This is a genomic window from Rhizobium sp. Root491 (assembly GCF_001427205.1).
In the GTDB taxonomy this organism is placed as follows: Bacteria; Pseudomonadota; Alphaproteobacteria; order Rhizobiales; family Rhizobiaceae; genus Agrobacterium; species Agrobacterium tumefaciens.
The window spans coordinates 147,019-162,170 of record NZ_LMFF01000016.1 but is presented as its reverse complement, the minus strand read 5'-3'; the positions used below and the strand labels follow the sequence as shown (position 1 = coordinate 162,170).

Genomic DNA, 15,152 nt, shown 5'->3' with positions numbered 1-15,152 from the left:
AAACTTTAAGTTGATATGCTGGGTTATACTTAGTTCATTTCTTTCCTGTCGGGGTTCACATGCCGGATCCAGTCGATGAGAATGCCCAGCCTGCCCAGCCTGCCCAGCCTGCCCAGCCTGCCCAGCCTCCGGGCCAAGTTCCCGCGAAAACGTCTTTGCGGGAAAAATTGAGGAGTGCGTGGAGGTGGGTGACACCCCATGCCGCCCGAGTATCCTTACTGGCGACAGGTGTCGTTATCGGTTCTGCCGGTCTGTTTTTCCTGATGGGCGAAACCGATGTGACGGATGATTACCTGCCGAAACGCTGGAATGAATCCATCCGCAGACTGGGCATCGAGCCGGTCTATCCTCCACAGGAGGATATTTATGTCGGAGACATCATCGCCGAGGTCGTGGATTCGGGCCACAAGTTCAAGTTTTTGCCCACCGACCTCGAAAGCGAAGCCTTCATCGGTCGCTACGTCAAGATCACCCAGATACCTAATTTGCGGGGATATCTCGGGGTCAAGTCTGAGGCGCCTTATTTCGGCGACAGCACCTGGTCGGAGGATAAAAAGTCTCTGTCGATTGCTCAACCGCGTACGGAGGTGGCTGTGGATGGGACGACGTCTGGCCTGGTGGTGAAGGACGCGCTGTTTCCCATCGTCAGGATAGAACGCAAGGAAGGAATGGCAGGACTTTTACGCAATATCGCCTTTGGTGGCGCACGGGCGGATATCGAGGAAATCGAGCTTCAGAATGTGCAGACCTATGCGATCAATCCCTTCCATGCACAAAGTGCGCTGATGCGGTTTTGCAATGATGACGACACCAAGGTCTATTGCGCCGACGACTATCTTCGCGAAAAACTCTCGTACATTCTCAGCCGCAATATTTTGAGAACCGCGGAGACAGAGGACTGTGGTTCGCGCTATATTTACGACATTCGCCTGCTGGTCGTGCGTCAGGCGTTTCTGACACGCGGGGTAAAGGTCACCAACGGCCGGGCACGGTCGGGTTTCATCGATGCGGGGGGAAACAAAGGCGACGTCCAGAAGACTGTGGATGGTGCGGACGTTGCCGCGACCACAGGCCCGCAGGGCCAGCAGCCGGCGGCCGAAAACATGGCCGGCAATGACAACACCATTCGCAGCACGAACAGTTCCGGCCTTTTTTCCGATAGCCAGTTTGCGAGGCCGCTCGTCATAGGCTTCAACAGCGTTTCCATCGGTATGCGCAACAGCACGCCCGCATGGCTGGACGCCGCGGCAAAAGCTGCTGCTGGCAAGGACGTAAAAGACCGCGCCAAGGTTTGTGCATCTTCGCAGGAGGTTGCGAAATGAGACTAGCTATTTTTCTCTTCGGTATGTTTTTTCCGTTTCTGGCAAATGCGCAGGATGTGGTTCTCCCGTCTGCGAGTGGAGATATTGCGCAATTCAACGATGATTGCATTTATCGCATTCCACCTTGCAGCAAGGATGGTGGCGGCGTTTTTCCGCCGCCACCACCTCCGCCCGGTGGCGGCGGCGGGATACACAATCTGCCAGGCGGTCCTGTCCTCAAGAACTCGATTATCGTTCCCGGCAATGACGTTATAAAGGGGTTAAACTTGGACGGCCCGGATGTGCGGGGAATGCAATTGCAGCTTCAGACCAGATAGACGGTTTATCCGGCGGTTCAGGCTCCAATCCGTCTTGGCTGACACTTGATCTGTTCCGGTTGGTATTTTCCCATATGTGCGCCACCGTCGTCTTCAAAAGGCGACGGTGGTTTGAAACCCGCCTCCAGCGACGGCATTTTCTCCCCTGTCGCAGCACCCTATGGCCATGTCGCAATCAGGCGGCTGAACGGCCGCCGGGCGCTTCATATTCCATCCCATCGATTTGGCAGCACGACAGGCAATGCCGGCGCTTTTTAGGGGTTCTGTAAATGAAGACACATGCACGGGCGGTGGTGATCGGTGGCGGCGTCGTCGGCGTTTCGACGCTTTATCATCTTGCCAAGAAGGGCTGGAGCGACAGCGTCCTTATCGAGCGCAAGGAACTGACCTCCGGTTCCACCTGGCACGCAGCCGGTCTTTTGCCGCTGTTCAACATGAGCTACTCGGTCGGCCAGATCCACAAATATTCGGTGAAGTTCTACGAGGAGCTTCAGGAAGAGACCGGCATGAATGTCGGTTTCTCCAAGGTCTCGAACATTCGTCTCGCCCGCACCAAGGATCGCTGGGACGAATATATGTATTATGCCGGCATTGCCGAGACCATCGGTGTGCGGGTCAACATGCTGACGCCGGAGCAGGTTAAGGAAATCTGGCCGCTTTGCGAGACGGACGGCCTGCTGGGCGCCATCCAGCACCCCGATGATGGTTATATCCAGCCCGCCGACCTGACGCAGGCGCTGGCGAAGGGCGCGCGAGACCGTGGCGCCACCATCTATCGCAACACCACCGTCACCGCCATCGAGCAGCTGGAAGACGGTCACTGGAAGGTGACGACGGATAAGGGCGAGATCATCGCCGAACATATCGTCTCCTGCACCGGCTCCTTTGCCCGCAAGACCGGCGAGATGGTCGGCATCAATATTCCGGTCATCCCGGTTGAGCACCAATATATTGTCACCGAGCCGCACCCGGCCATTCTGGAGCGCCGCCGTCAGGGTCTGCCGGAAATGGGCGTTCTGCGTGAATCGGATTCGGCCTGGTACATGCGCGAGGAGGCCGGCGGTCTGATCCTCGGCCCTTACGAAGTCGGCGCTCCGGTCTGTTATGTCGACGGTCCCTCTGACGATAGCGAATATGAGCTGTTCCAGGAGGAACTCGACCGCCTTATGCCGCATATCGAAACCGCGATGGTCCGCGTTCCGGCTTTCGGTGAAGTCGGTATCAAGAAGGTCTATAACGGCGCTATCGCCTATACGCCTGATGGCAACCCGATCGTCGGTCCGGCACCGGGCCTGAAGAATTTCTGGCTGAATGAAGGCCACTCGTTCGGCATCACCGCTGCCGGTGGTGCTGGCTGGCAGCTTGCCGAATGGATCGTCGATGGTGAGCCTACACTCGATCTGATGGGTGTCGATCCGCGCCGTTTCGGCCCTCACGCAACGGAAGGTTACCTCATTGCCAAGAATGAGGAAGCCTATGCCAACGTCTTCACCATGCATTACCCTGATGAAGAACGTTCCGCTGCCCGTCCGCTGAAGACGACGCCGGTTTACGACCGTCTGAAGAAGCTCGGCGGTGTGTTCGGTTCCGTTTACGGCTGGGAGCGTGCCAACTGGTATGCTCCGCAAGGTTATGCGTTGCGCGAAGAGGACCTCGGCGTCGGTGCGGATGTCATCACCAGCCACAACTATGCGCCGCCACTGGATGATGGCCGTATCGTCGAGAAGTGGTCGTTCCGCCGCTCGAACTATTTCGAACATGTCGGCAACGAGGTGAAGAACGTCACCCAGAATGTCGGCGTGCTTGACATGTCGGCCTTCGCCAAGATGGAAGTCTCCGGTCCCGGCGCGCGCGCCTGGCTGGACAGCATTCTCGCCAATATCGTGCCGAAGAAGCGCGGCCGTATTGCGCTGACGCACCTTCTGACGCCGAATGGCGGCGTGAAGGTGGAGTTCACCGTCTATGAATGGGCACCGGGCCGGTTCTATCTGGTGTCCGCCGGTGGTCTTGAGGCGCACGATCATGACGTGCTCCAGCGGCTTGCGCCCACCGACGGTTCCGTCGTGCTGCAGCCCATCACCCAGAAATACGGCGTGCTGGTGCTTGCCGGTCCGAAGTCGCGCGATCTCCTGAAGAAGCTGACCCGTACCAGCCTCGAGAACAAGGATTTCCCGTGGCTGACGGCGAAGCAGATCTCCGTGGGTGTGGCGACGGCGCATGCACTGCGCGTCAACTTCGTCGGTGAACTGGGCTGGGAGTTGCACCATCCTATCGAAATGCAGAACTACATCTTCGACCGGCTGATGGAAGCAGGCGCCGAGTTTGGCATCAAGCCATTCGGTATTCGTGCGATGGTGTCGATGTCGCTTGAAAAGTCGTATCGCAACATGGGCCGCGAGCTTTCGGTCGAATATAACGCCTATGAATCCGGTCTCGACCGTTTCCTGCGTCCTGAGAAAAATTTCATCGGCCGCGATGCGCTGGTGGCCTACAAGGAAGCCGGCTTGAAATCGGTATTCTCGACGCTGACCGTTTCGGGCAATACGGATGTCGATGCGCGTGGTTCTGAAGCTATCTTCGACGCAGATGGCGCACTTGCCGGCCGTGTGACGAGCGGCGGCTTTGGCTGGCGTATCGGAAAATCGATTGCGCTTGCCATGCTGAAACCCGAATATGCCACGATTGGCACGAAGCTGAAAATCCGCATTCTCGGCACGCTTTATGATGCCGAGGTGGTGGAAGAAAGCCCCTTTGATACGGAAAACGCGCTGCTGCGCGCCTGAGGGATTTTCCTGGAAGCATTCGAAACACGGCCCCCCCTCGGGGGCCGTGTTTTCTTTTGGGTAAGCATGTATGCCGACTGTTTTCGGGCAAAAGTGTTATTAATCATTCTGAAAAATACGCCTGCTAATTTCCCGTGAAAGACGACGGGGGACTGGGACAAAATGAATTTTCTGGGCATTACGGGCATGCAATATTCGGGTGTGCCATTTACCAATTGCCGCATTTTGCTTGCGGAAGATACCAATGTGTTCACCCAGATGGTGAGCATGCGCCTGAAGGAATTGCTGGGCGTTTCCGTGGAGGTGTGCCGTAACTTCGAGGAGTTGCAGGCGTGCTACGAACACTCGGCCGAACCCGTGACGCTTGCGATTTCCAACATCAATCTTCCGGGGGCGGAGAACGGCGAGGCGCTGGAATATCTGATCGATCTTTCGATCCCGACCATCGTTTTCACCAGCACGTTCCATGAGGCGACCCGCGAAACGCTGATCGCCAAGAATGTGGTCGACTACATTCTGAAAGACAATATCTTTGCCGTGGACATGCTGACGGAATCCATCTGTCGGTTCCTCACCAACCACCGCCACCATGTGCTGATCGTGGATGACAGCCCAACGGCGCGGGCGCTGCTTTCCAGCCGCCTCAAGCGTTATAATTTCCGCGTCAGCCTTGCCGATAGCGGTGCGAAGGCGCTCGAAATCCTTAAGGCCAATCCCGATATCGGGCTGGTGGTGACCGACTACAATATGCCCGATATTGACGGTTTCGAACTGACACGGCGCATCCGCACCGTGCGCGGTTCGCACGAGTTGCGCATCATCGGCGTTTCCTCTTCCACCAACCGGCTTTTGTCGGCGCGGTTCCTGAAGGCGGGTGGCAACGATTTCATGCTGCGGCCCTTCATCGACGAGGAATTTTATTGCCGCGTTAACCAGAACCTCGACACGCTGGTGCAGATACAGCTGGCCAAGGCTGGCGTGAGACCGGCGGCCTGACCGGACTTTTCGTTATCAAAGCCGCGATAAGTCAAAGCTGAGACTCGAGCGGCAGGAAACGCATGATGCCGGCGACGATCCGGCGGCTGATGGCAGCGTCCGGTTCACGCCTGTATGTCTTCGGCTGGCCGTGTTCTTCGGTCATCCAGACGATGCGATTGCCGTTGTCTATATCCAGCTCGAAGCTCATTGAGCGGCGGATCTCTTCGCTGAATATCTCGTCCATGCGCGCAACCAGCGGGGCTGAGGTGAAAACGACGCCCATTTCCGTGTTGAGAGAAGCGGAGCGCGGATCGAAATTGAGCGAGCCAATATAGCCGGTCTTGCCGTCGCGGGAGAAAGCCTTGGTGTGGAGGCTCGCCTGTCCTGAACCGCGAAGCGTAAAGCTTGGCTGGTCCGCCTGTGCACGCAGTTCATGGAGTCGCACCCCGCCCAGCAGAAGCGGCTTTCGATACCGTGCGTAACCGGCGTGAACGGCGGCAACATCTGTTGCAGCCAGCGAGTTGGTGAGGATGGCAACCGAGACGCCGCGCTCGGCAAGGTTTGCAAAAATGTCCAAGCCCTGTTTGCCGGGAATGAAATAAGGGGAGGTGATGTGCAGGCTGTCATTTGCCGCCTGCATCAGCGGCAGCAGGCTCTCCATCAGGAAGTTGTGGCCGTTGCGGCGTTTTCCCGCTGCTTTTTCCGGCGGGTCGGCAAGCACGTCGGCTTCATCGACCCAGTGCAGGCGGTCCGACATCAGGAAATGTCCGCTGCCATATTGGTTTTCGACGCGCTCGAGATAGGGTTTGGCAGCCTCGCTTTTCGGCAGCGCAGCAAGCTCGCGTCTTAACCTGGCAAGCTTGCTCGGCCTGCGCGCCAGAAGCGAGCGCACGGGAACGGAAACGGCGCTGTTCCAGTAGTCGTCGAAGATTTCGGTGGCATCCGCAACGATCCTGCCGAAACCGAGAATGTCGAAATCGTGGAAATTGGCCCGTTCGGCGGCATCGAAATAGGCGTCGCCAATATTACGGCCGCCAACGATCGCGGCGCGTCCGTCGGCAATCCACGCCTTGTTGTGCATGCGCCGGTTGACGCTTCGGAACCGGAGGACCAGTTCCAGGCTTCGATACAGGATGTTTTCCCGCGCCCTGGTTGGGTTGAAGAGCCGCAGCTCAATATTGCGATGGCTGTCGATGGCGTGGAAGATGCGGTCGGACATCGAGACGCCGAGATCGTCCAGAAGCAGCCTCACGCGCACGCCGCGATCTGCCGCGGCAATGACCTCGCGCATCATCAGCCGACCGGTCAGGTCGGCATTCCACATGTAATACATCAGATCAAGGCTGCGCCCAGCCGCCCGCGCGGCCGCCATACGCACTGCAAAGGCATCCAGATTGGAATGCAGCAGGCAGAGCGCGTTTTTCTCGTTCCAGCCGTTCCTTATCGACTGCCAGTGGCGGTCGAGCCCGGTCGCATCCTCGGCAACGGGCAGGGCGGTTGAGGGGCGTTTGGGAATGGCCTTTTCCCGCTGCTTGCTGATGACAACAAACAGGGCTGGTCCGACGACCAGCAGCACCATGGCGATAAAGACCGTAAATGCAGTCACTTGTTTTGATCACTCCCGGCCTGAAGGTTATCAGGCCGGGTGAAAACGCGCGAGCACATAAAGCGTTCACGGCAGAAGAGGGTGCGGGAGCGAAAAAGCCTGCCTTGCGAAGCGAATGCAGGAGGCGGGACTTGTGAATCACATAAGTATATGCTTATCTGTTGTCATGACAGAGAATGATATTTTCCGGGCGCTGGCCGATCCGACACGCCGCGCTATTTTCGAAAAGCTCGCGGATGGTGCCCAGAACGCGTCCGCCTTGCGTGAGGGTTTCGATATCAGCCAGCCGGCCATGTCGCAGCATCTTGCTGTGCTGCGGGGGGCGGGGCTGGTCGTCGAACGGCGGCAGGGTCGTTTCGTCAATTACGAGGTCGATCCGGATGGGCTGACACGGATTGCGACATGGCTTGGCAAATACCGCGCCTACTGGCCGCAGCGCGTAGAAGCACTGAAGCTCTTGCTGAAGGATATGGATCAATGAACAGGGAACTGCCCGCAGCACCGAAACCCGGTATCGAGCTGGAATATGATCTCGATGAGCCGCCGCAAAAAGTCTGGCGTGCGATCAGCATTCCGGCCTTCCGTGAACACTGGTTGCCGAAGGAGGCTTTAGCTGAACCCGAGGCGATTAGGATCACCCCGGGGAAGGAGGTCTGTTACAGGATGCGGGATGACGTTCCGCCATTTCTGGAAAGCACCGTCACCTTCAGTATTGCACCCAACGCGAGCGGCGGCACCAGCCTGCGGGTCATTCATGAGTTGCCCATCACCGGTTCCGGTCGGATGACAAAGGCTGCCGCAAACCACAACGGTTCGCCCATCAAGCTCGCCGCCTGATCCACCACATTTCCTTACATTTTCAAACGACAGGAGTTCGCCGATGCGCGAAGCGATGCAACTCGTCCCTATGGTAGTTGAACAATCCGCTAGGGGAGAAAGGTCCTTCGACATCTATTCCCGGCTGTTGCGGGAAAGGATCATCTTTCTCAACGGTGAGGTCAACGACGCTGTTTCCGCGCTTGTCTGCGCGCAACTGCTGTTTCTGGAGGCGGAAAACCCGAAAAAGCCGATCCATCTCTACATCAATTCTCCAGGCGGCGTCGTGACCAGCGGTCTCGCAATGTATGACACCATGCGCTACATCCGCGCGCCGGTTCATACTCTGTGCATGGGGACCGCCCGTTCGATGGGCTCATTCCTGCTTATGGCGGGCGAACCGGGCGCGCGGGCGGCATTGCCCAACGCCAGCATCCTCATTCACCAGCCGTCCGGCGGGTTTCAGGGGCAGGCGTCGGATATGCTCATCCATGCTGAAGAAATCAGGCAGACAAAGCACCGAATGACGCGGCTTTATGCCGAGCATTGCAAACGCAGCTATGACGAGTTTGAAGCGGCAATGGATCGCGACCGTTTCATGACGGTGGAAGAGGCACTGGAATGGGGTTTGATCGACCGCGTTCTGGACGTTCGCGAAGATGTGGCGGCGGCATGACTCAAATCGTCCCGGTTGGCGCATGGCTGGCCGGGACGGTTGATCAGATATCCAGATTATCCGCGAAGGCAGCGCGTTCCTGAATGAAGCGGAAGCGGGCATCCGCCTTGGTGCCCATCAGATTGTCGACCGCCTCGCGGGTGCCTTCGAAATCCACGTCGTCGATCTCGACGCGCAGCAGGGTGCGCTTTTCGGGATCCATGGTGGTTTCCTTCAACTGTGCCGCCATCATTTCGCCAAGGCCTTTGAAGCGGCCGATTTCGACCTTCTTGCCCTTGAAGACGGTTTCCATCAATTCGGCGCGGTGGGCGTCGTCACGGGCATAGGCGCTCTTGGCACCCTGACGGATGACGTAGAGCGGCGGCACCGCGAGATAGAGGTGGTTGCCACGAATGAGTTCCGGCATTTCCTGATAGAAGAAGGTGATGAGCAGCGAGGCGATGTGAGCACCATCGACGTCGGCATCCGTCATGATGATGATGCGTTCGTAACGCAGATCCTCTTCGCGGTACTTGGTGCGCGTGCCGCAGCCTAGCGCCTGGATGAGATCGGCGATCTGCTGGTTGGCGGAGAGTTTTTCACGGCTGGCGCTGCCGACGTTGAGGATCTTGCCGCGCAGCGGCAGGATGGCCTGATTGGCGCGGTTGCGCGCCTGCTTGGCCGAGCCGCCAGCCGAGTCACCCTCGACGATGAAAAGCTCGGCATTCTCAGCCGTGTTCTGCGAGCAGTCCGCCAGCTTACCGGGCAGGCGCAGCTTGCGCACCGCCGTCTTGCGGTTGACTTCCTTTTCCTTGCGGCGGCGCAGGCGTTCTTCGGCGCGCTCGATCACCCAGTCCAGCAGCTTCGCCGCTTCGCCCGGATTGCCGGTGAGATAATGGTCGAAGGGATCGCGTAGCGCGTTTTCGACGATGCGCTGGGCCTCGACGGTCGCGAGCTTGTCCTTGGTCTGGCCGACGAATTCCGGCTCGCGGATGAAGACGGAGAGCATGCCCGCTGCCGAGATCATCACGTCATCGGTGGTGATTTCCCTGGCTCGCTTGTTCTGGGTCAGCTCCGCATAGTTCTTCAGGCCCTTGGTGAGTGCGATGCGGAAACCGGCCTCATGCGTACCGCCTTCAGGCGTCGGGATGGTGTTGCAATAGGAATGGATCTGCGTGTCGCCGCCATACCAGGTCACAGCCCATTCCAGCGCGCCGTGGCCACCGGTCTTTTCGGTGCGGCCGGAGAAAATCTCGCGGGTGACGGTGAATTCCTTGCCGAGCGTGGCGGCCAGATAGTCCTTCAGACCACCGGGGAAATGGAACACGGCCTTTTCGGGGATTTCGCCACCGGCGGGCACCATGCCGGGATCGCAGCTCCAGCGGATTTCGACGCCACCGAAGAGATAGGCCTTGGAGCGGGCCATGCGGAAAATACGCGCCGGTTCGAATTTCGCGTGATCGCCGAAGATCTGCGGGTCCGGATGGAAACGCACGCGGGTGCCACGACGGTTGTGCACGTCACCCAGTTCTTCGAGACCGCCGATCGGCGCACCGCGCGAAAAGCGCTGGCGGTAAAGCTTGCGGTTACGGGCGACTTCCACTTCCAGAAGATCGGACAGCGCATTGACCACGGAAACGCCGACGCCGTGCAGGCCGCCGGAGGTTTCATAGGCCTTGCCATCGAACTTGCCGCCGGCATGCAGCTTAGTCATGATGACTTCGAGCGTCGACTTGCCCGGAACCTGCGGATGGTTTTCCACGGGAATGCCGCGTCCGTTATCGGTGACGGTCAGGAAACCCTCGGTATCGAGATGGACCTCGATGAAATTGGCGTGGCCTGCGACGGCCTCGTCCATGGAGTTGTCGATGACTTCGGCAAAGAGGTGGTGCAGCGCCTTCTCGTCGGTGCCGCCAATATACATGCCGGGTCGCATGCGCACCGGTTCCAGCCCTTCGAGCACGCGGATCGACGAGGCACCGTAGTCGTCACCGGAGGGGGACACGGGCGCTGGGGGCGGGGGCGTCGTGACGGCCGCAACGGCTGCTGGTTTCGGCTGCACGTTCACGTTCGCGGCTGCGGACACCGGGGCCTTCACGGGTTTTGCCGTGTCCTCGTTCTTTTCCGTTTCGCTGTTTGGTGCCACCGGAAGACCGGAGAAGAGATCGTTGCTATCGTCCATCATGTCCAAGGTTCAAAAAAGCGTGTCGTCAGAATTTCGCCAAGCGAATCAGTATGCCAATAGGGGCGAGTATAGCGCCAAACGTGCAGGGCGTGTGGCCTAACGCGGCGCACCCTATGCCACGACTATGTCAGGGTTTCGCAACAGGAGGATTGCGCTGCCGCCCTGGCAATGGCAAGTCTCGCAGCCACGAATGAACGGTTAACCAAGTCATGTCCACAGCTCATTTCACGTTTTGTACTCTTTTCTGCCTGACTGTTGCGGCGATGCCGGGCGGTGCCGGGGCGGCGGACGGGCCGCTGCGGCCGTTCAAGGACGAGCTGTTTTCCAGCCAGACAGTGCTTTCCACGGCCGATGGCGGCGCATCTGAGGTGATCGATTATCAGGAGATGCGCGATATCAACGGCCGCGACGAGGTACCGGAACGCCGGGTGAAGCGGCAATATGTGGATATGGCGCCCAAGACAGCGCAGGCGATGGAATCCGTGGCGGTTGAGGGCAGGGCGCTTGAGGTGGGCCGCGTCGGGCCATCATCCGGGCAGGCTTTCACCGTGATCTTCATTCACGGGCGCGGCGGCGACCGGCGGCTTGGCATGAACGACTATACGTTCGGCGGCAATTTCAACCGGCTGAAAAATCTGGCTGTCGCCAATGGCGGCACCTATTATGTGCCGAGCGTACCATCCTTCGATGCCAATGGTGTTGCCGACGTTTCCGCGCTGATCACCTATGCGGCTAGAAAATCCGGCGGCAAGCCGGTGGTGTTGGCCTGCGCCTCCATGGGCAGCTTCATCTGCTACGGCATCAGCCGTGATAAGGCGACGGTCGGCAATCTCAAGGGCATGGCGATCCTTGGCGGCGCGGTCGATCCCGATTTTCCGAAGAGCGCCTTTGCGAAAGCCAAAAAGCCGGTGTGGTTCACCCATGGCAGTGCCGACAAGGTCTATTCCGCCGACAGCCAGGCGACCATCTTCCGCACCTTGCTGAAGGCGGGAGAGCCGGCGCGCTTCACGCTTTTTGAGACAGGCACGCATGGAACGCCGGTGCGCATGACCGACTGGCGGGCGGTTTTGAACTGGATTTTGAGCCGATGAGGTCCAGTTTTGGTTCGACAGGCGCGAATTTCGGCAAATTGACCGACGTTTTGAAGCTTATGACTGCTTTTTTGTACCAATTGTCATCAGCTGCGTTTAAGGAAATATTCCGGGATTTCCGGCAGGGTTTCTGTCGCGATTAGGGGCCGCCTGGCGGCTGAGGTAAGGGGTGTTCGCGCAAGCGGCTCTCCGAGACAAAGGGAATGGGATACGCATGACGCCGAATGTTCGACCGCTTGTAGCCGGAAACTGGAAGATGAACGGCACCCGTTCGTCGCTCGATCAGATCAAGGCCATGGCAGAGGGCGTCAAGGGCGCGCTTTCCGAAAAGGTGGATGCGCTGATCTGCCCGCCATCGACGCTTCTTTATGTGGCAACCGCGCTCTGCGACGACAGCCCGCTGATGATTGGCGGACAGGATTGCCACCAGAATGTTTCCGGCGCGCATACGGGTGACATTTCCGCCGAGATGATTGCCGATTGCTTCGGCACCCATGTCATCGTCGGCCACTCCGAGCGTCGCACCGACCATGCCGAGACGGATCATCTGGTCCGCGCCAAGGCCGTTGCCGCCCATCAGGCCGATCTTATCGCCATCGTCTGCATTGGCGAGACGGCGGATGAGCGCAAGGCGGGCCAGACGCTCGATATCCTCAAGCGCCAGCTCGCCGGATCGCTTCCGGACGAGGCAACCGCCGAAAACACCGTCATCGCTTATGAGCCGGTCTGGGCGATCGGCACGGGTCTGACGCCGACCACGCAGGATGTGCGCGAGGCTCATGCCTTCATGCGCGACGAGCTGGTCAAGCGCTTTGGTGATGAAGGCAAGACCATGCGGATTCTTTACGGCGGCTCGGTGAAGCCTGCCAATGCGCTGGAACTGATGGGTGTCGAGAATGTCGACGGCGCACTGATCGGCGGCGCGAGCTTGAAAGCCTCCGACTTCCTTTCCATCTATGCGGCATACGAGCAACTGACGGCTTGAGACACGCTTTCCTGCCACAGTGGCGGGAAAGGGGCTTGGAATAAGCCTTCGCCTCATGTAAAGAGCCGCGAAACCTTCTTTGTAGTGCTCCGCGCGGGGCATGGAATGGATTGTCATGCAGACCGTTTTGATTGTTATTCACCTCATGATCGTGCTGGCGCTTGTCGGCGTGGTTCTGATCCAGCGTTCCGAAGGCGGCGGCCTCGGCATCGGCGGCGGTTCGGGCTTCATGTCCGCGCGCGGAACGGCCAATGCGCTGACCCGCACGACGGGTATCCTTGCCGCGCTGTTCTTCGTGACGTCGCTCGGACTTGGTCTTCTGACCCGGTACGAATCGCGCCCGACGGATATTCTGAACCGTATTCCCGCCACGCAGGGTCAGGGCAACGGCATTCTCGACACGCTCGGCCCGGCACAGACGCCGGCAACGCCGGCTCCGGCTGAGAATGGCGTTCCGACCAACAGCGGCGCTGCAGCACCTGCGCAGACCGCGCCTGCGCCGGCCACTGCTGGTGAAGCCGCTCCGGCACCGGCCAAGCCCGCCGATCCGAACGCAGTTCCGACCGGTCAATAAGCCCGGTTATGATTTAACGCTCCGGCAGGCCAAAAGCCTGCCGGTTTTCTTTTGTTCGCATTTCGCCACATCCCATTGCCAATTCGTCAACAGCGAATTTGCAACAGCATGAAATTTGGGCTGGCGGAATCAGAGGTAAAAAGGTATCCGGTGAATCCCATGGCGCGATATGTATTCATCACAGGCGGCGTGGTCTCCTCTCTCGGTAAGGGCATCGCAGCTGCGGCACTCGGAGCATTGCTGCAATCCCGTGGTTATCGGGTGCGGCTTCGCAAACTTGACCCCTATTTGAACGTCGATCCCGGCACGATGAGCCCGACACAGCACGGCGAAGTGTTTGTGACGGACGACGGTGCCGAGACGGACCTCGACCTTGGCCACTATGAACGCTTCACGGGGCGTTCGGCGACCAAGACCGACAACATCACCACTGGCCGGATCTACAAGAACATCATCGACAAGGAACGCCGCGGCGACTATCTCGGCGCGACCGTTCAGGTCATTCCGCATGTCACCAACGAGATCAAGGATTTCGTGACCGAAGGTAATGACGAGTACGACTTCGTCATCTGCGAAATCGGCGGCACAGTGGGTGATATAGAGGCGATGCCGTTCATGGAGGCGATCCGCCAGCTCGGCAACGATCTGCCGCGCGGCACTGCAATCTATGTTCACCTGACGCTGATGCCTTACATTCCGGCGGCCGGCGAATTGAAGACCAAGCCGACCCAGCATTCCGTGAAGGAACTGCAGGCGCTTGGCATTCATCCCGACATTCTGCTGGTGCGCGCCGACCGGGAAATCCCGGAAGCGGAACGCCGCAAGCTTTCGCTGTTCTGCAACGTGCGTCCTTCCGCCGTCATTCAGGCGTTGGATGTTGCCAACATCTATGACGTTCCGATCGCCTACCACAATGAAGGTCTCGATTCGGAAGTGCTGGCCGCTTTTGGTATCGAACCGGCGCCGAAGCCGCGTCTGGAACAGTGGGAAGAGGTCTGCAACCGTATCCGCACGCCGGAAGGCGAGGTAACGATTGCGATCGTCGGCAAATATACCGGCCTCAAGGACGCCTACAAGTCGCTGATCGAGGCGCTGCATCACGGTGGTTTTGCCAACCGCGTCAAGGTCAAGCTGGAGTGGATCGAGTCGGAAGTCTTCGAAAAGGAAGATCCGACGCCCTATCTCGAAAAGGTCAACGGCATTCTGGTGCCGGGCGGTTTCGGCGAGCGCGGTTCGGAAGGCAAGATCATGGCGGCACAGTTCGCCCGTGAGCGCAACGTGCCCTATTTCGGGATCTGCTTTGGCATGCAGATGGCAGTCGTGGAAGCGGCGCGTCATCTGGCGGGCATCGAGAATGCCTCCTCCACCGAATTCGGTCCGACGGCTGAGCCCGTCGTTGGCCTGATGACCGAGTGGGTAAAGGGCAATGAGCTGGAGAAGCGCTCCACCAAGGGTGATCTCGGCGGCACCATGCGTCTCGGCGCTTACAAGGCAGCGCTGAAGAAGGACACGAAGATCGCCGAAATCTACGGTTCCACGGATATTTCCGAGCGCCACCGCCACCGTTACGAGGTGAATGTGGACTATAAGGACCGGCTGGAAGAATGCGGCCTCGTCTTCTCGGGCATGTCTCCTGATGGTGTGCTGCCGGAAACGGTGGAATATCCTGACCATCCCTGGTTCATCGGTGTGCAATACCACCCGGAACTCAAGAGCCGCCCGCTCGACCCGCATCCGCTGTTTGCCAGCTTCGTTGAAGCGGCGGTGGAGCAGAGCCGGCTGGTTTGATGGTTTGAATGATACGGAGAGGGCCGCTTTTGCGGCCCTTTTTTATTGGGGT

General features: G+C 58.9%; 13 protein-coding genes. 11 read left to right on the top strand and 2 right to left on the bottom strand.

The window, feature by feature from the left end; translation table 11 throughout:
* The first annotated feature begins 188 nt into the window (after positions 1-188).
* The 4 genes from ASD46_RS19265 to ASD46_RS19250 all read left to right on the top strand — a co-directional run bounded on the left by ASD46_RS19265 (position 189) and on the right by ASD46_RS19250 (position 5,418).
* Positions 189-1,322 (top strand): hypothetical protein, encoded by a 1,134-nt coding sequence (locus tag ASD46_RS19265; protein WP_025593560.1) that lies wholly within the window; start codon positions 189-191, stop codon positions 1,320-1,322.
* Positions 1,319-1,639: a hypothetical protein gene (locus ASD46_RS27595; protein ID WP_025593557.1), complete on the top strand. Its 321-nt coding sequence runs from the start codon at positions 1,319-1,321 to the stop codon at positions 1,637-1,639. Before ASD46_RS19265 ends, ASD46_RS27595 begins: the two co-directional genes overlap by 4 nt.
* A gap of 269 nt (positions 1,640-1,908) precedes the next feature.
* Complete coding sequence (locus ASD46_RS19255; protein ID WP_025593556.1) at positions 1,909-4,422, top strand: GcvT family protein; 2,514 nt, start codon at positions 1,909-1,911, stop codon at positions 4,420-4,422.
* A 162-nt stretch (positions 4,423-4,584) separates the two neighbouring features.
* A complete protein-coding gene (locus ASD46_RS19250) occupies positions 4,585-5,418 on the top strand; it encodes a response regulator (protein WP_003515447.1) in 834 nt (277 codons plus the stop codon).
* Positions 5,419-5,449: 31 nt separating this feature from the next.
* Here the strand turns inward: ASD46_RS19250 and ASD46_RS19245 are convergent, their stop codons facing one another.
* Positions 5,450-7,006 carry a phospholipase D family protein gene (locus ASD46_RS19245; protein WP_025593554.1) on the bottom strand — a complete coding sequence of 519 codons (1,557 nt, stop codon included), beginning with the start codon at positions 7,004-7,006 and terminating at the stop codon, positions 5,450-5,452.
* Between the two features lie 166 nt (positions 7,007-7,172).
* On the opposite strand from ASD46_RS19245, the gene ASD46_RS19240 reads away from it, so the two are divergent.
* The 3 genes from ASD46_RS19240 to ASD46_RS19230 are packed head-to-tail and all read left to right on the top strand — an operon-like array spanning position 7,173 to position 8,498.
* Positions 7,173-7,487, top strand: a complete 315-nt coding sequence (locus tag ASD46_RS19240; RefSeq protein ID WP_003515444.1) for an ArsR/SmtB family transcription factor — start codon at positions 7,173-7,175, stop codon at positions 7,485-7,487.
* The gene (locus ASD46_RS19235) at positions 7,484-7,843 is read left to right on the top strand and encodes an SRPBCC family protein (RefSeq protein WP_025593553.1); all 360 of its coding nucleotides are present in this window, start codon (positions 7,484-7,486) and stop codon (positions 7,841-7,843) included. Before ASD46_RS19240 ends, ASD46_RS19235 begins: the two co-directional genes overlap by 4 nt.
* Before the next feature lie 43 nt (positions 7,844-7,886).
* Entirely contained in the window at positions 7,887-8,498 is a 612-nt protein-coding gene (locus ASD46_RS19230) for an ATP-dependent Clp protease proteolytic subunit (RefSeq protein WP_013636224.1), read from the top strand.
* Positions 8,499-8,541: 43 nt separating this feature from the next.
* On the opposite strand, the gene parE is transcribed toward ASD46_RS19230, so the two are convergent.
* Positions 8,542-10,662, bottom strand: a complete 2,121-nt coding sequence (gene parE / locus ASD46_RS19225; protein WP_013636223.1) for a DNA topoisomerase IV subunit B — start codon at positions 10,660-10,662, stop codon at positions 8,542-8,544.
* A 209-nt stretch (positions 10,663-10,871) separates the two neighbouring features.
* Here parE and ASD46_RS19220 point away from each other — a divergent pair, with 209 nt between their 5' ends.
* The 4 genes from ASD46_RS19220 to ASD46_RS19205 all read left to right on the top strand — a co-directional run bounded on the left by ASD46_RS19220 (position 10,872) and on the right by ASD46_RS19205 (position 15,100).
* Positions 10,872-11,753 carry an alpha/beta hydrolase gene (locus ASD46_RS19220; RefSeq protein WP_060642560.1) on the top strand — a complete coding sequence of 294 codons (882 nt, stop codon included), beginning with the start codon at positions 10,872-10,874 and terminating at the stop codon, positions 11,751-11,753.
* Positions 11,754-11,967: 214 nt separating this feature from the next.
* Positions 11,968-12,738, top strand: coding sequence for a triose-phosphate isomerase (gene tpiA / locus ASD46_RS19215; RefSeq protein WP_003515430.1), 771 nt, complete (start codon positions 11,968-11,970; stop codon positions 12,736-12,738).
* Positions 12,739-12,853: 115 nt separating this feature from the next.
* On the top strand, positions 12,854-13,312 hold the full coding sequence (secG, locus tag ASD46_RS19210) for a preprotein translocase subunit SecG (protein ID WP_003515429.1): 459 nt from the start codon (positions 12,854-12,856) through the stop codon (positions 13,310-13,312).
* 150 nt (positions 13,313-13,462) lie between these two features.
* Positions 13,463-15,100 carry a CTP synthase gene (locus ASD46_RS19205; RefSeq protein WP_035198927.1) on the top strand — a complete coding sequence of 546 codons (1,638 nt, stop codon included), beginning with the start codon at positions 13,463-13,465 and terminating at the stop codon, positions 15,098-15,100.
* Positions 15,101-15,152: the final 52 nt, after the last annotated feature.